This is a genomic window from Burkholderia sp. AW49-1, from assembly GCF_053427845.1.
In genome coordinates this window covers 247,747-263,209 of sequence record NZ_JBSAXF010000003.1, presented here as the reverse complement: position 1 = coordinate 263,209, position 15,463 = coordinate 247,747, and the positions used below count along the sequence as shown (strand labels likewise).

14 protein-coding genes are annotated in these 15,463 nt (G+C 65.6%); 8 read left to right on the top strand and 6 right to left on the bottom strand.

All coding sequences use genetic code 11. The features are described 5' to 3' along the window. Positions 1–42 precede the first annotated feature (42 nt). Together ACV22W_RS07865 and ACV22W_RS07860 are read right to left on the bottom strand one after the other, a co-directional pair. Positions 43–693 carry a BON domain-containing protein gene (locus ACV22W_RS07865; protein WP_448018659.1) on the bottom strand — a complete coding sequence of 217 codons (651 nt, stop codon included), beginning with the start codon at positions 691–693 and terminating at the stop codon, positions 43–45. 72 nt (positions 694–765) lie between these two features. Further along, entirely contained in the window at positions 766–1,263 is a 498-nt protein-coding gene (locus tag ACV22W_RS07860) for a hypothetical protein (protein ID WP_448018658.1), read from the bottom strand. 292 nt (positions 1,264–1,555) lie between these two features. Between ACV22W_RS07860 and ACV22W_RS07855 the strand changes: the two genes are divergently transcribed. The 5 genes from ACV22W_RS07855 (at position 1,556) to ACV22W_RS07835 (ending at position 5,815) form a co-directional block, all read left to right on the top strand. Next, positions 1,556–1,771, top strand: a complete 216-nt coding sequence (locus ACV22W_RS07855) for a hypothetical protein (RefSeq protein ID WP_448018657.1) — start codon at positions 1,556–1,558, stop codon at positions 1,769–1,771. A 121-nt stretch (positions 1,772–1,892) separates the two neighbouring features. Continuing rightward, positions 1,893–2,555 carry a phosphoribosyltransferase gene (locus ACV22W_RS07850; RefSeq protein ID WP_448018656.1) on the top strand — a complete coding sequence of 221 codons (663 nt, stop codon included), beginning with the start codon at positions 1,893–1,895 and terminating at the stop codon, positions 2,553–2,555. 161 nt (positions 2,556–2,716) lie between these two features. Then, the gene (locus ACV22W_RS07845; RefSeq protein ID WP_448018655.1) at positions 2,717–3,136 is read left to right on the top strand and encodes a hypothetical protein; all 420 of its coding nucleotides are present in this window, start codon (positions 2,717–2,719) and stop codon (positions 3,134–3,136) included. 270 nt (positions 3,137–3,406) lie between these two features. Continuing rightward, positions 3,407–4,621 carry a polyhydroxyalkanoate depolymerase gene (gene phaZ, locus ACV22W_RS07840; protein ID WP_448018738.1) on the top strand — a complete coding sequence of 405 codons (1,215 nt, stop codon included), beginning with the start codon at positions 3,407–3,409 and terminating at the stop codon, positions 4,619–4,621. A 177-nt stretch (positions 4,622–4,798) separates the two neighbouring features. Beyond that, positions 4,799–5,815 (top strand): Crp/Fnr family transcriptional regulator, encoded by a 1,017-nt coding sequence (locus ACV22W_RS07835; protein ID WP_448018654.1) that lies wholly within the window; start codon positions 4,799–4,801, stop codon positions 5,813–5,815. Positions 5,816–5,833: 18 nt separating this feature from the next. On the opposite strand, the gene ACV22W_RS07830 is transcribed toward ACV22W_RS07835, so the two are convergent. Further along, positions 5,834–6,160 carry a hypothetical protein gene (locus ACV22W_RS07830; RefSeq protein ID WP_448018653.1) on the bottom strand — a complete coding sequence of 109 codons (327 nt, stop codon included), beginning with the start codon at positions 6,158–6,160 and terminating at the stop codon, positions 5,834–5,836. A gap of 153 nt (positions 6,161–6,313) precedes the next feature. On the opposite strand from ACV22W_RS07830, the gene ACV22W_RS07825 reads away from it, so the two are divergent. Next, positions 6,314–7,762, top strand: a complete 1,449-nt coding sequence (locus ACV22W_RS07825) for a PAS domain S-box protein (protein ID WP_448018652.1) — start codon at positions 6,314–6,316, stop codon at positions 7,760–7,762. 28 nt (positions 7,763–7,790) lie between these two features. Here ACV22W_RS07825 and ppsA read toward each other — a convergent pair whose 3' ends face one another. Further along, positions 7,791–10,202 carry a phosphoenolpyruvate synthase gene (ppsA, locus tag ACV22W_RS07820; RefSeq protein ID WP_448018651.1) on the bottom strand — a complete coding sequence of 804 codons (2,412 nt, stop codon included), beginning with the start codon at positions 10,200–10,202 and terminating at the stop codon, positions 7,791–7,793. 342 nt (positions 10,203–10,544) lie between these two features. Then, complete coding sequence (locus tag ACV22W_RS07815; protein WP_448018650.1) at positions 10,545–11,225, bottom strand: class I SAM-dependent methyltransferase; 681 nt, start codon at positions 11,223–11,225, stop codon at positions 10,545–10,547. Positions 11,226–11,616: 391 nt separating this feature from the next. Here ACV22W_RS07815 and ACV22W_RS07810 point away from each other — a divergent pair, with 391 nt between their 5' ends. Continuing rightward, positions 11,617–11,937: a hypothetical protein gene (locus tag ACV22W_RS07810; protein ID WP_448018649.1), complete on the top strand. Its 321-nt coding sequence runs from the start codon at positions 11,617–11,619 to the stop codon at positions 11,935–11,937. A 495-nt stretch (positions 11,938–12,432) separates the two neighbouring features. Next, positions 12,433–14,622, top strand: coding sequence for an ATP-binding protein (locus ACV22W_RS07805; protein WP_448018648.1), 2,190 nt, complete (start codon positions 12,433–12,435; stop codon positions 14,620–14,622). Positions 14,623–14,681: 59 nt separating this feature from the next. Here the strand turns inward: ACV22W_RS07805 and ACV22W_RS07800 are convergent, their stop codons facing one another. Next, the gene (locus tag ACV22W_RS07800; protein WP_448018647.1) at positions 14,682–15,392 is read right to left on the bottom strand and encodes an MgtC/SapB family protein; all 711 of its coding nucleotides are present in this window, start codon (positions 15,390–15,392) and stop codon (positions 14,682–14,684) included. Positions 15,393–15,463: the final 71 nt, after the last annotated feature.

The window sequence follows — 15,463 nt, the reverse complement described above, 5'->3', positions numbered from 1 at the left end:
GCGAGGCGGACCCTCGATCGAGGTCCGCCGCCGCCCGAACCATCATGCAACGGTAAGTTGATCGACCACGTCACGCACGCCCGGCGCCGACCACGCGGCATCGAAGGCAAGCCGCCGTTCGCCCATCGAGCCGACCTGGCCGGTCAACGTCACGCAACCGTCCTGAACGGTAATGCCGACGTGTGCGGCCTCTTCCGTTGCATGCCGAATCAAGGCCGCCTGGATCTTGCCCGCGATGTCGGATTGGGTCGGATGTGGCCGGACATGAATCTCGTTGATGATCCGGGTGACGCCGCGCAGCCGCTCGACGGCCCGCTCCGCCTCCTGCATCTGGTAGCTCCACATCACCTCGCCCGCCAGCGTCACGCATCCATTCTCGACCGTCACGTGCACGGCCTGCTCGCCAAGCCCCGCATCCCACATCAGGAGCGAGCGCGCGGCGATGGCCAAGTCCTCGTCCGAGCGACGCTTGCCGTCGTTCGTCTGCACCTCGAGTTCCAGCACGATGCCGCGCACGCCTTCGATACGCTCGACGGCCTTGCGCACCGCGACCTTTTCCAGATAACTGGCGACGTGCCCGGTCAACGTCACGATGCGTTCGTGCACTTCGACGCCGATGCGCACCGCATCGATCGGCGGATCCCACTCGAGTTCCTGCTCGACGTCCTTCTTCAGCTGGCTGTCGCTTTTCATGGCCATCGACTCCTGTTCGCAATCGATGAGAACAACGGTAATTCCCGCTGCACCGAGTGGAATTGATACAGGTCAGCGCGCGACGTGGTGCGCGATCGCGACCGATGTCTCCGCCGCGATCGCGCGAAACGCCGTCGTGACATCGACGTTGCGCCCTTGCCTGGCGCGATCGCGTCTGGCGAGTCGCGACACCATCTGGCGCCCGTCGGCGGACAGGCAGGCGGGCGCCTCGGCAAGCGACGCCGCATCCAGTCGAACGAGACCGCGATCGACGAGGCAGCGCAGGTCGGCGGGGTCGCCCTGCTGGCGCCTCGGCTCGCTGGCGAGCACCATCAGGATCGCGATTTCGTGGGGGCTCAGCAGCCGGTCGTCATCGACGTCGATCGGGAGGTGCTGATGAGGCATGGCAGCCGACACGCTCAGTGTCGATACTTCGGAACGGGAAATGATCTGGCGATTCGGCGTGTTCGTAAACAAGGCGGGCATGATGGTGTCCGTATCATGAACGTGAAGACGCAGACGGCACGGAGCATGTCGAGCGCGGACGAGAGCGACATGCAGGAACGTCAATATTCGCTCCTGCCGGGCAAGCGTTGTTGATGCAGGTCATCCGGCAGACGCAAGCGATCGAAACGTCCCCCCCGATTCGTCTGATGCAACCATTGAAACGCCGATGCGCACACGTCGCGAGACCGGGCCGGGTTGCTTGTCCGGTCTTCGCATCGAACGTCTCGTCACCTCGTACTGCCAATCACTTTTCAGTTACCGAAAAATCGGATGAATTCGATGCATTGAGTGAAATCAAGACGCGCCCGATATCGGAAATCCAACATGGGTCATGTCAATGCAACGGAGACCACGCATGAACTGGTACTGCGACGTCGAACGCGAGTTGTCACATATCGAAGGATCCATTCGTCTGCTGGAGCAGACCCGATCCTGCTTTCACAAGCAGACATCCATCACCGACCCCGCGTACTGGCGCGCAAGACTGAATACCGTCAGGCAGACGGCCGAGCGGAACAGGACGCTGCTGCGGCGGACCGATGAGATCCTCGCACGGCTCGAACGGCTTTGATCGCTACGTGTAGTTCGACGGCGATCGGGGCGACCGCGGGCCCGACCGTGCCCTGGCTTCGACAACGGAATTTCGCGCCAGCGCGCAGCAACGCACGCCCCCGGCGCCAACAGGAGGTGAAATGATCTTCGACGACCGCCGGGACGCGGCCAATCAGCTTGCGTCCGTGCTTCAGGCCTACCGTGGCGAACGCCCCCTGGTTCTTGCGATACCACGCGGCGCATTGATACTGGGGAGCATCCTCGCAACGCGCCTCCATGGCGACCTCGACGTCGTGCTGGTGCGCAAGTTGCGCGCCCCATGGCAACCGGAACTCGCGATTGGCGCGATCGACGAATCCGGCTGGTGCTATTTGTCGCGCGATGCCGTGCGCATGGCGATTCCGTCACGCTATCTGGAAGCGGAACAGCAGGAGCAACTTGCCGTGCTTGCGGCACGCAGGACGCACTATGCGCGCTTCCGCCCGCCCGTCGCCCGGGAAAATCGCGTCACGATCGTGGTCGACGACGGCATCGCGACCGGCGCGACCATGATTGCCGCGCTACACGCGGCGCGCATGGGGCGCCCCCGGCTGCTCGTCTGCGCGGTACCGGTGGCCTGCGCGCGCGGCCTCGATGAAGTACGCCCCTATGCCGACGAGGTGGTGTGCATCGAGCAGTCCGACGAAGCCTTCTCGGTCGGCGCATTCTATCGCTCGTTTTCGCAGGTGGACGACGACGAGGCCGTCGCGATACTGGCAGCGGCGTGCCGGTCGCGGACCGGAGAGGACACGGTGCCCCGCTGACAGAATGGCAGGCAGGCGCGCGCTGCCGAGGCCACCGCGGCCGATATGCCGAACGGTCCTGACAGCTGCGGTTGACCTCCATCAACGTTCGCGCGCGACATCGCTCATAGATTTCAAGGGAACACGCGGAGCAATCCGTTCCGCCATTCCGGACGCCACCCATGCCAAACGAAACCGAAGCTCGCCGCGCCTTGCTCGTGCATCTGGGCAGCATTCTGCGAACGCTCAGTTGCGTACTCGAATACGAGCCGGATGACATGACGCTCGATTCACTGCTGGCCGCGCAGCCGATGCTCGCGGACATTCCACTGCTGAATCATGTGTTCGGGCACATGACCGTGCGTGAATTCACGCGCGCGGTTCTCCATGCATACTGCCTGTGGCCGCAGCTGTTGCTCGACGAGCCGCTCGATCGCGATGCCCTCGCGGAGCCCGTTTGCGCGCGGCTATTCTCCGAGAACCCCGGAGGCTGGGCTCGGTATGTCGCGTCGCTCCGTGCCGAGATTCCATGGTTCGGGCAAGGCATGGGACCGTCATCGTCGTCCGCCCGGCGACCGGCTCGCATATCGCCGGTCATGTGATCGACCGGCAGGCATCGGACGACGCGCGCATGTCGTCCGCGCCGTCACGTTGCCCGCTACGCGCTCATGTGCCGTTCGCGGTCGGCAAGTCGGTGAGCGATCGACCGCGCAAAATGGGCGAGCTTCCCGGCGGCCAGTCCTCGACCGATATCGCGCCCGAAAATCGCGCAAGTCGCGATCGGCGCGACGCTGATGCAGGTCAACCCGTCGCCACACGATCCGGCGACAGTAGGCTTGTCCGAAATTCCCGCGATCTTCCGCCCATGCGCCATGTGGTATGACCTGATCGAACAGCAACGGCAATGGTTGCGAACGTGGGACGCGGCGGCGCGGTTCACGTGCGGTCTTTGGCCCGATGCCGCGTCGTCTTGCTACGCCGACCTGCTGGAACCCCTGCTCGACCTGCAGCCCGACGCCCCAAGGTTCGCCATCGAATCGATCGACGTGGACGGCCGTCGTATCGACGTCGACGAAACGATCGTCGCGCACACGCCGTTTTGCACGCTGCGCCGCTTCTCGCACGCGGGCGCACGACGCGTGATCCTGCTCTGCGTGCCGCTGGCCGGCCACGTGGCGGTGATGATGCGGGAGACGGTCGAGACCCTGCTGGCCGACGGCGACGTCTGCATCACCGACTGGATCGATGCACGCGACGTGCCGTGCGACGCGGGCCGATTCGGCCTCGATGAATACGTGTCGATGCTCGATCGCTTCATCGATACCCTGCTTGCGGACGCGCGTCCGATGCACGTCGTCGCGGTCTGTCAGGCGACGTTTCCGTCGCTCGGTGCCATCGCGCTGCGCGCGCAACGCGGCGCCGCGCTGCCGGCGAGCCTGACGTTGATCGGCGGCCCGCTCGATGCCCGCCTCAATCCGAGTGCGCTCGGAACCGCGGCCCGCTCGCATTCGCTCGACTGGTGTCGCGCCACGCTGATCGACACGGTGCCGCGCGGCTTCGCCGGATGCGGGCGTCAGGTATTTCCGGCCTATCTGCAGCGTGCCGAGATCGCGGTCACCTACCCACAACGCTACATGATGCTGGTCGATGGCTATCGACGAGCGGTGTCGAGCGGCAACGCCGACGCACTCGCAACCGCCCGCCGGGCGTTGCGCGAATACCTGACGCTCCTCGACATGCCAGCCGAGTACTTCCTCGATACGGTCGACATCGTGTTCCAGCGAGCATGCCTGGCAAACGGGACGTGGCACGTTGAAAGCCAGCGGGTCGAGCCCGCCGCGTTGCGCTCGATCGTGTTGCTGACCGTTGAAGGCAAGTGCGATGCCGTCACCGGTGCCGGCCAGACCCATGCTGCGCTGGCCATGTGCAGCGGTCTCGCAGCGAATGAGCGGCAACGCGTCGACATCGACGATTGCGACCATTACGGACTCTTTACCGGCGATCACTGGCGCACCGACGTGCATCCGGTGCTGCAGGCGGCATTCGCCCGCTCGGAAGACGGCCGACCGCGCGCGGGCATGGCGTGACCCTGCCTTCATTCCGATCCGGTACGATCGTGTGCGCACCGCCACGCTCGGGAATCGGTCGGTTCAGCCGAATCCTGCCGCGAGATCAAGGATCGATGCGCCATTTATGCTATAAATGTGCGCCTGATCCGATCCCCTGTTGCCCTCTCGACAGGACTGCGTCGCAGGCTGAACATCGTGCACGACTGGTATGCATTATTCGACGAAGTAAAGAAGCTGGGCAGCTACCACAGCGACGCCCAGCTCGCGGAAGCGCTCGCCCTGACCCGCGCGCAAATCTCGGCATGGCGCACGGGCAAGAGTGACCTGGGCACGCTGTCCAAACTACGCATCCTGGACGCGCTCGGACAGGACGACGTCCGCTCCGCGGTGCTCAGTCTTCTGCCGGAAAAGAACCGCGAGACGCTGATCCAGCAGCACCTCGAACTCGTTGCCCGCGTAGCGCGAGGCACACTATCGGTCCACGGCAGTCCTGCCGGCAGGCACGCATCCGACCCGGCACCCTCGGCCAACAGGCTGCTGGCGGCCCTGTCGGACGGCGAACGCGACCGGCTCGTGCCGCATCTGGTGCCCGTGGAACTCGCGCTCGGGCAAGTCCTGCACCGGCAGGGCGAAATCCTCGACCAGGTCTACCTGCCCACCACGGCAGCGTGCGTCATTTTCCATTCCACGAAGACCGGCGCACCGGTCGGCCTCGCAATGGTGGGCAACGATGGTCTCGTCGGATTGCCCGCGTGTATCGGCGAGCCGCGAGCATCGAACCGCATGGTCGTACAAGAGGCGGGGCACGCCTACCGGCTCGATGCCGAGGTCGCCAGGCGCGAATTCTCACGTGCGGGCGATTTCCAGCAACTGCTGCTCCGTTACACGCAGGCCCTGCTCGCCCAGATGTCGCAGATCGCCGTGTGCGGACATCATCACTCACCGTTGGAGCGGCTCTGCCGCTGGCTTCTGCAAACGCTCGACCGGCTGGATTCCGATACCGTCCAGGTCAGCAGGAAAGTCTTTCCGGGCGTCCTCGGGGTCGACGGCGCGCTTGCCGCCGGGGAGTTGCGAAAACTGGAGGCTGACGGGGCAATCCGTTATCGCCCCGGCCTGATCACGATACTCGATCGCGCCGCGATCGAGCATCGTGCGTGCGAATGTCATCGCGTCCTCAAGCGAAACGACGCGCGCATGTTCGGTATCAGGTAATACGGTTCTCGACACCGCTCAGACGTCCGGCGCGCTCGGCTCCGTGGCCCGGATGCGGCCCGCGAACACTGCGTCGATGATCTGCTGCAGCCTCGTCAGACACCCCTGTGCGTCGTCCGGAGAGTTGAGTTCGAGCGCTTCGAGCACATTCACGATACCGGCAAGGAATGCGTCTCCGATCGGGTTCTCGCGACCGCGTGCCCGGAGGTATTCGGCACGCCCGTACAGCGCGCAAATGAAGTCGATCTGACGCGCCGCAAACGATTCATCGTCCTGCTCGCCAATCTCGAACCGTTCGTGCTCGCGCCCCTGTAGTTCCATGGGCAACCGGAAAGACATGTTCATACCGCAGGCCTCGAAAGAGAAGGGACCTCTGGCCCGGAGCGCCTATTACACCCTCCTCTGCCATCCAAACTTTGACGGACATCGCCGGCTCGCTATTTTTCTTCCGTGAAGATCGCCGCGTCAAGTATATTTGACACCCGGAGACTCACGAAGATGATGCATGACAATTCGATGGATGTATTGGCTGTCGCGGGGTTGATCGTCATTCTCGGAACCTGGACCTGGGTTGTACACAGAATGCACCGTGCCGCCGGCTCGGATGATCAGACGAATGCGCTGCGGGATACTGGTGGCGAGCCGATACTCGCGCCCGACAATCGTGATCACGTCGTGTTGTTCAACCCGGCGGCCGAGCGCATGGTCGGGCGCAACACACTGTCCGCGGCCGGCACTGCCGTCGCGGCGCGCATGCCGGAGGACCATCCGGCTGACTTGCGCCTGCACCGCACGACCGCGGAATCGAGAGAACGATCCGAACCGGCCGGCGACATGTCGCGACCTGGCTCCGCCGCGCCCTGCGACGTCGCCGCAACGCAGTGCGGCTGCGACGCATCGACCGGAAACGAAGCGCGCTATCGGGCGTTTGTCGAATTCAATCCGGTCGCGACATGGCTGATGCATCACGGCGTCATCGTCTGTGTCAACGACGCCTGTCTCACGCTGCTCGGCGCGGCCGGGCCGGCGGAAGTCGTCGGCACGTCGGCGTCGGACTGGCTCGACCCGGAAGGCCTGAAAGGCGTGCGCCGCCAGTTGGCCGGCATACCGAGTGCGCGGCAAGCGAGCCCTGAGCCAACAGCAGGCGAGGTAAGCCGCAGAGACGGACTGACAAGGGATGTCGACGTGATGGCGATCGCATCGGACCACGCGTGCCGCGCGGCGGTTCTACTGACCTTCCAGGACGTCACGCGGCGCAATGCGACCGAGCGGGAATTGCGTGAATCGCGACATGCGCTGCGCGAACTGGCGCGTACATTGCAGCGTACCCGCGAAGCCGAACGGACCACCCTCGCTTCCCAGCTTCACGAAGAGCTCGCGCAACAGATCAATGTCGTCAAGATGGAGATTGCCGCGCTGAATGCACGTTATCCATCCCTGACGAACCGGAACGAATTCGTGAATGCCGCCAATCGGAAGATCGGCACTCATCTGGACAATCTCGTCGCTCGCGTGCGGCAAATGACAGCCGAACTCCGGCCGCCGATGCTCGACGATCTGGGGCTTGCAGCGACGCTCGAATGGCTCGCGCAGGACATGTTCTCGCGATATGGCGTGAAGATCGATACCGAACTGACCGAGACCGATGTGGACGCCGCGGCAGCCTCCGTTCTTTATCGAATCGCACGGGAAGCGCTCGAGCACGCGAGGCTGCGCGTGCCGGGTTCGCGCATTTCCGTGCATTTGCTGAAATCCGGCGGCTTTGTCAGATTGACGGTACGAGAGGACGGCGCGATCGATGACGCGTTCGTCAGCGGCGAACGCTCCGCGACACTCTTTTCGATACGCGAGCAAGTCGCGACGATTGGCGGCGACGCCGACTGGAAGACACTTCGAAACGGCGGACAGGAACTCGTCGTGAGTTTGTCGTCGCTGGCACGTCGATAGCGCGAGTGGTGCCCGCGCATGCGGCGGCTCATTCCGGTGACGCACGCTCGCCGGGCGCAGCGTTTTCCGCGGCGGCCACGCGCCGCTTGACCGCGATGAAGCTGTCGGGGCTGACGGAAACCGAGTCGATGCCGCACGCCACCAGAAAATCGGCGAATGGAGGATGATCGCTCGGCGCCTGGCCGCACAGGCCGACCTTCGCCCCCGCGTTGCGGGCGGACTCGATCACGCGGGCAATCATCCATTTCACGGCTTCGTTCTGTTCGTCGAAGAGCCCGGCCAGTTCCGCCGAATCGCGGTCGACGCCGAGCGTCAGTTGAGTCAGATCGTTGCTTCCGATCGAGAAGCCGTCGAAGCGCTGCGCGAACTGGCTCGCCAGGATGACGTTCGACGGGATCTCGCACATCACGTAGATCTGCAATCCGCCTTCGCCGCGCGTCAGGCCGTTGGCGGCCAGAACCTCGAGCACGCGGTCCGCCTCGTCGAGCGTCCGGCAGAACGGGATCATCACGATCACGTTCCTGAATCCCATGTCGTTTCGCAGCCGCGCGATCGCCCGGCATTCGAGCGCGAATCCGTCACGGTAGCGCGGCGAATAGTAGCGCGACGCGCCGCGAAATCCGAGCATCGGATTTTCTTCCCGCGGTTCGAACTGCGCGCCGCCGACCAGATGCGCGTACTCGTTCGTCTTGAAGTCGCTCATGCGCACGATCACCGGCGCGGGATGGCAGACCGCCGCGATACGCGCGAGGCCGTGCGCCAGCCGGTCGACGAAATAGTTCGACGGGTCGTCGTACCCCGACGTCAGCGCAGCGATCTCGCGCTTCGCCTGCGCGTCCGTCAGCGCATCGTAGTGGGCCAGCGCCATCGGATGGACCTTGATATGGTTGCTGATCACGAACTCCATGCGCGCGAGCCCGATTCCGTCGACGGGCAGTCGCCACCACCTGAACGCCGCGGCCGGATTAGCGAGGTTCAACATGACCTGCGTACGGGTGGCCGGCAGATCGGTCAGATCGATCGCCTCCACGTGATATTGCGCGATGCCTTCGTACACGAAGCCGGCCTCGCCTTCCGCGCACGATACCGTCACTTCCTGCTGATCGTGCAGCATGCGGGTCGCGTTACCGGTGCCGACGATGGCCGGCAATCCCAGCTCGCGGCTCACGATCGCTGCATGCGACGTGCGGCCGCCATGATCGGTGACGATCGCCGCGGCGCGGCGCATCACGGGCAGCCAGTCGGGATCGGTCGTGTGCGTCACCAGTACCGCGCCGTCGACGAACCGACCCATGTCGTGCGGACTGTCGATCACGCACACGCTGCCGGCCGCGATCGCCTCGCCGACACTGACGCCGGTGAGCAGCTTGCGGCCGGTCTGACCAAGGCGATAGGTCTTGATGGCGCTGGCTTCGCGCCGGGACTGCACCGTTTCGGGACGTGCCTGCACGACGAACAGTTCGCCGCTTACGCCGTCCTTTGCCCACTCGATATCCATCGGCTGCCCATAGTGCGCCTCGATCGCGCAGGCCCACTTCGCAAGCGCCAGGATGTCGCGGTCCGCCAGCACGAAGGTGGCGCGCTCGGCTTTCGAAGTCGGCACGTTGCGGGTCGGTGCGGTCTCGTCGCGCGCATAGATCAGCTTGCATGCCTTGCTGCCGAGCGTCTTGCCGATGACGGGCGTGCACGCCGGATCGCCGAGCAATGGCTTGAACACCTCGTATTCGTCGGGGTCCACGGTGCCCTGCACGACATTCTCGCCAAGCCCCCACGCCGCGCTGATCAGCACCACCTTGTCGAATCCCGTTTCCGTGTCGAGCGAGAACATCACGCCGGCCGCGCCCAGGTCCGAACGCACCATCCGCTGCACGCCGATCGACAGCGCGACGCGCAGGTGATCGAAGCCCTTTTCTTCCCGGTAGACGATCGCGCGGTCGGTGAACAGCGACGCATAGCACCGGCGGCATGCCGCGAGCAGCGCATGTTCGCCGCGCACGTTCAGGTAGGTTTCCTGCTGGCCCGCGAAGCTCGCGTCGGGAAGATCCTCGGCGGTCGCGCTCGATCGCACGGCGACATCGACGTCGTCAGCGCCGGCCTGCCGGCACAGTTGCCGATACGCGTCGCGGATCGCGTCGGCGACGTCGTCGGGCCAGTCTCCGTGGAGAATCGCCTGCCGGATCGACGCACCGGCCTCGGCGAGCGCCATCTTGCGTGCGCCGAGCGCCTCGAGCGTGCTGCCGATGGTTTGCCTCAATCCATTCGCATCGATGAATCGCCAGTACGCATCCGCGGTCGACGCAAACCCCGGCGGCACGCTCACGCCCTGTGCGGACAGGTTGCCGATCAATTCGCCCAATGACGCATTCTTGCCGCCGACGCGCGCCACGTCGCCGCGCCGCAGGTCGTCGAACCAGACGACGTGTGCTTTCCCGTGATCCATGACGAGCCCTCCGATGGTCGCGGCCGAGCCGCGAGCGACAGGCGCGATCCGGCATTGGCCGGCGCCGTCTGCAGAACACGCTCATCGTGGCCCGACGCCCCGGCATCTCTCGTGACCTGAATCAAGAACGGCGGCCGACGCGCGAACGGTGCTGCGTCGCGCGTGGCTTCATCTCCGTGGCTGGGCGGCATTGATGCTGAAAGCCGCAAACGAGGTCGGTCTCACGCCTGCGGGGTCAGGCGCGCCGGTGCGGATATCCGGCTGGGGATGATGGACCGCTTCCTGAACGATGGCGTCACGGCCACCTGGCAGCCGATGTCGCGCGTGACTGAGTTCCCCGTTTCACTGAAAGAACTTCGAAAGCCATCCCGGCGCCGCCGCACGATCGAAAACCACGTGCAATTCCGGGCTGAACGAGCCGAACTCGAGCCCATGCTGGGTCGCCAGCTGCGTCAGCGCCTGGCTCGTATAGAACGAAATATGCCCGTTGCGTGGCACGCAATACCACCATTGTTCGATCCCCCGCGCAAGGATCTCCGGCGTGATCAGGGATGTCTGAAACAGCAGTGCGCCGGCAGGCGCCCTGTACCGGATGACGTCGGCGAACAGGCTTCGAGGATCCGGATGATGCTCGAAGACTTCGAACGACAGAATCGCTTCGAACTGCCCCTGCGGCGCGACGGGATGGCTGAACGGATCGTACGAGGTCACATCCGCGAACCCGCGCGCGGACAGCTTCTTTTCCAGCAGCCCGAACCCCGAGCCGAAATCGAGAATGCGGTTCTCCCGCATCGACGGAAAGCTCGTGCAGATCAGGTCGGCGTGCTGCTGCGGACGATGCTCGAGATACTCCGGATCGTGGCGCGCGTAGTCGTCGTTGTACACGTGACGCGCAAAATCGTCGTGCGACCAGTGGTCGAAGGCCGGCGTGCACGTGAAGCCGCACTGCCTGCACGCGTAGTAGTAGATCGGCACGCCGACGAACGGATCGACTTTTTTCCGGCAATCATGTCCGCGCCGCAACGCGAGAAATCGACCACGCCGCAGATGTCCGCGTCGGCGCCGCACACCTTGCAGGCGATCATCGCCGGGTGGTTGGTCAGCTGTTCAAGCATGTTGCAGTCCCCTCGTTGGTTTCAGGTGCGCGCGCCAACCGCTCGATCACATCGTCCCATCGGCCCGGCTCCGTCCGCCGGAACATCCTGTCCGACGGATACCACGGCGCGATCGTCCCGTTCCGCGCACGATACCCGGTTTCCGCCGAACATTTGTCAAATAGCTTGAATAGCCGACAACCGGTCGCCAATTTGCCCTAACATCCGGCCACGCGATCGACCATGTCCTCCGACGAGGACCGTGGTCGGCCTTTTCAACCGCTCGCAAACGTGCACGGCTTTCATTCGGACGGACGATCATGTTTCAATCACCGGGAGACGCCTTCGTCGGCGGATCGCTGCTCGGCCTGTGCGTCGAGGTGCCGCTCGCCGTGCTCGTTTCGCTGATGATGCATGGCGTTGACTGGAACGGGCCGCGCATCGCGATGCTCGTCGCGACGCCGGCGTTGATCGCCAGCACCGTGCTGCTGACCCGGCCGGTGGCATTCAGCACGGTATGGAAGCACAAGCGCTCGCCTTTCGAACTGGACGACAATGTGCGCGCATCCATCTACGGCCGGCTGACCGGCATCGCGCTCGGCCTGGTGTTCGGCATCATGGTCGCGACGACGTTTTCCTGATGACAGGCTTTCGCTCGTAACGCATCGGCCTCGCGCCGCACGGCGCCCCGATGCATAAACGCATCGTCGCTCCGTGACCCGGTTCGCGCGCGTCAGCGGGCTGCGCGTAAAGTTCTGAGCATGCGGCCGTCGGGTATCGTGCACGGCGCCCCGAGCCGGCACCGGGACTGCGCAGCGCCGCCCGACGCGCCGCCGGTTCCTCTGATCTTGTCTCTCACAGGCGACGACACCGACTCGGCGCGGGCCGTCTACCGGGCCACCCTGATCGCGCATCCGTCTTGCAATCCGCGGCAGAATTTACAAACGCAGCGTCACCCGGCACCGGCCGCGCGTGCGGGGCTCATGCCGCACGCCCGTCGGGCGTGGCGGCGCGCGCGGCACGCGGCTTGCTCGCGTCGGCCCGGATATGGCCGCGGCACGGAAGCGCCGGCCGCCAACGGCATTGCCTGGTCGTGAGCTATGAAAACTGCGTCTCCCCTGCTGGATTCGGCACCGATGCGCGCCGATCACTTCGTCCAGTTCTACGAGTCCGATACACAGCTCGTGTCGGAAATCGCACTGTTCGCGGCGGATGCGCTGCGCGCTGGCGGCAGCGCGATCGTGATCGCGCGACCCGACTGCCTCGCGGCGGTGCACGAACGCCTGCGCACGCTCGATGCGTCGATCGGCGACGCGGCCCGCGAGCGCATCTTCATGTCGAGCGCGCAGACGCTGCTCGACAGCTTCATGGACGGCGACCTCCCCGACCCCGCGCGCTTTCGCCGCTCGATCGGCACGATCGTCGAAGCGGCGGTCCGCGCCGGCCGCCCCGTGCATGTGTTCGGCGAAATGGTTGCGTTGCTGTGCGCGCAGGAACGATACGCCGGTGCACTACAGCTCGAAGCGCTATGGGACGAGCTGATCGAGCGATACCGCTTCTCGCTTTACTGCGGCTATCCGGGCGACGTGTTTCCAAGTACCGAGCAGTCGGAGACGTTCCGCCACGTATGCGCGCTGCATCGCCGCATCCTGCCAGCCGCATCGCTGCGCAACGACGAAAACGAGCTGCACCTGACGCTGGCGCTGTCGCAGCAGCGCTCGCGCGCGCTGAGCGACGAGATCCGCCGTCGCGAAGACGCCGAACAGCAACGCAACGGCGTCCTGATGCACGCACCGTTGCCGATCGCGCTGCTGGCGGGCGCAGCACACCGGATCGTGCTCGCGAATCACCGCTTTTCGGCGCTGTGCGGCCGGACCGACATCGTCGACCAGCCGTTGACGGCGGTGCTGCCCGGCGGCGATACGCCAGCGATCGTGCGCGCGCTCGAAACCGCGCGCGCGCTGGGCCGCTCGACGACGATCGGCGAGCACCGCGACCGTCCCGAGCCGGACGGCGCCCGCGTGTACCGGCTGCATTTCAACCCGCAGCCGCTCGCGGACGGGCTCGGCGTGATCGTCAGCGCGGTCGAGGTGACCGAGCACGTCGCCGCGCGCGAGAAGCTCGTCGCCGCGAATGCCGAGCGCGACCGGCTGCTCGGTGAACTGCGCGACGCTAATCAGGCGAAGGACCAGTTTCTCGCGGTGCTCGGCCACGAGCTGCGCAATCCGCTGACGCCGATCTCGCTCGCGCTGGAGCTGATCCGAAACCGCGATGGCCACGCGACGCCGAACGAAATCGCGATCATCCAGCGGCAGCTCGATCACATGGTCCGGCTGATCGACGACCTGCTCGACGTGTCGCGCATCACGCGCGGCAAGATCACGCTGAAGAAGGAAGTCGTGCAGCTCGCGGACATCGTCGACCGTGCGGTCGAGGTCGCGAGCCCGCTGCTCGAGCAGCGCCGTCACCGGCTGCATGTCGACGCCGATCCGGACGCACGCTGCCACGCCGACCCGGTGCGGCTGTCGCAGGTCGTCGCGAACCTGCTGACCAACGCGGCGAAATACACGCTGCCGGGCGGCGACATCACGGTGCGCGCGGCCCACGGTTCAGACGGCACCGCGCTCGTCGAGGTATGCGACAACGGCGCCGGCATTCCGCGCGACCGCCTCGACAGCATCTTCGAGCCGTTCTACCGGCTCGACGGCGACGCGAAGCAGGCGCACGGCGGCCTCGGTATCGGCCTCGCGCTCGTGCGCAGTCTCGTGACCCTGCACGGCGGCACGGTGCGCGCCGACAGCGCCGGCCCCGGCTGCGGCAGCACGTTTACGATCTCGTTGCCCGAGTATCAGCCGAAAGCCGTGGCGATTGCCGCGCCGCAACCGCCGCTCGGCATTCGCGACATGGCGCCGGGCCGCACCGGCCGGCGCGTGATGCTGGTCGACGACAACGAGGATGCCGCGTCGACGCTCGCGCAATGGCTGCGCGAGGCCGGTCACGAAGTCGCCGTCGTGCATGACCCGGTGACCGCGCTGGCCGCGTACCGCGCTTACCGTCCCGACGTCGCGATCCTCGACATCGGGCTGCCGGTGATGGACGGCTATGAGCTGCTGAGGCGGCTGAAGGCGATCAATGAAGTCACGCCGTGCATCTTTCTCGCACTGACCGGCTATGGCCGCCACGCGGATCGCGAACGCTGTCTCGCGACCGGGTTTCTGCAGCATTTCGTGAAACCGGTCGACCCGGCCGCGCTTCATCTCGCGATGAGCCCGCCCGGAACGAACGGCGATTCGCCCGACGGCGCCGGGGCGGAAGCCGGACGCTGAACGGGGCACGGGCATCTCCTGGCACGCGACCGGCCGACGCTCAGGAAGCACCGTGCGGCTCAGTTCTCAGCGGAACAGCGGATCGAAGTGAGGCCAGCCAATTCGGCGATCCGGCTCAGTTGAGGCAACATCGCATCGCCCGTGACCGGTTCCCGCCACGTTACGAACAGATCCTCCTCGCGCACCGCATGCGCGGCCGTTTCGCGAAAACCGCGCGTGCGGCACGCGAAGCCTGCGTCGCGCAGCCCGGTCGTCAGGCGGTCGCGCGCCGGCGAGCCGAGTTCGTATTCGACCGTGAGCAGTGCTGTCCTGACGCTCCGCACGCGCTGCTCGACCAGCCGCAACGGCCACACGACCACGAGTCCGAGCACGAGCCCGAGCGCGCCGAGCGACAACTGGCCACCGCCGATGCACAGGCCGACAACGGTCACGAACCACAGCGTCGCGGCCGTGGTCACGCCGGATACGAGGCCGTCGCGATGCAGGATCGCGCCGCCGCCGATGAAGCCCATCCCGGTCAGAATGCCGAGCGGCAGGCGCATCAGGTCGAGCACCGAGAACGCGCCCTGCGGCTTGCCGGCCTGCAGAAGCAGCGCATTGACCTGAAGCATCGACAGACACGCGGCGAGGCACACGAGGATCGTCGTGCGCAGCCCGGCCGTCTTGCCGGATTCGCTGCGATCGAGGCCGATCAGCCCGCCCGCGACCAGCGCGAGGGCGATCCTGACGAGGACCGCATCCCACTGAAGTACGACCGGCATCGGCTCCATGCGCGCCTCCAACCAGATCCGTCATGCGTGACGCGTCGCGTAGCGGCCGCGGACGGCGCTTGCGGAGCGCA

Excerpts from the sequence above, each read along its gene's own strand:
- ACV22W_RS07865 (WP_448018659.1), bottom strand. The coding sequence starts at position 693 with ATGAAAAGCGACAGCCAGCTGAAGAAGGACGTCGAGCAGGAACTCGAG.
- ACV22W_RS07855 (WP_448018657.1), top strand. The coding sequence starts at position 1,556 with ATGAACTGGTACTGCGACGTCGAACGCGAGTTGTCACATATCGAAGGA.
- ACV22W_RS07850 (WP_448018656.1), top strand. The coding sequence starts at position 1,893 with ATGATCTTCGACGACCGCCGGGACGCGGCCAATCAGCTTGCGTCCGTG.
- ACV22W_RS07845 (WP_448018655.1), top strand. The coding sequence starts at position 2,717 with ATGCCAAACGAAACCGAAGCTCGCCGCGCCTTGCTCGTGCATCTGGGC.
- phaZ (WP_448018738.1), top strand. The coding sequence starts at position 3,407 with ATGTGGTATGACCTGATCGAACAGCAACGGCAATGGTTGCGAACGTGG.
- ACV22W_RS07830 (WP_448018653.1), bottom strand. The coding sequence starts at position 6,160 with ATGAACATGTCTTTCCGGTTGCCCATGGAACTACAGGGGCGCGAGCAC.
- ACV22W_RS07825 (WP_448018652.1), top strand. The coding sequence starts at position 6,314 with ATGATGCATGACAATTCGATGGATGTATTGGCTGTCGCGGGGTTGATC.
- ppsA (WP_448018651.1), bottom strand. The coding sequence starts at position 10,202 with ATGGATCACGGGAAAGCACACGTCGTCTGGTTCGACGACCTGCGGCGC.
- ACV22W_RS07810 (WP_448018649.1), top strand. The coding sequence starts at position 11,617 with ATGTTTCAATCACCGGGAGACGCCTTCGTCGGCGGATCGCTGCTCGGC.
- ACV22W_RS07805 (WP_448018648.1), top strand. The coding sequence starts at position 12,433 with ATGCGCGCCGATCACTTCGTCCAGTTCTACGAGTCCGATACACAGCTC.
- ACV22W_RS07800 (WP_448018647.1), bottom strand. The coding sequence starts at position 15,392 with ATGGAGCCGATGCCGGTCGTACTTCAGTGGGATGCGGTCCTCGTCAGG.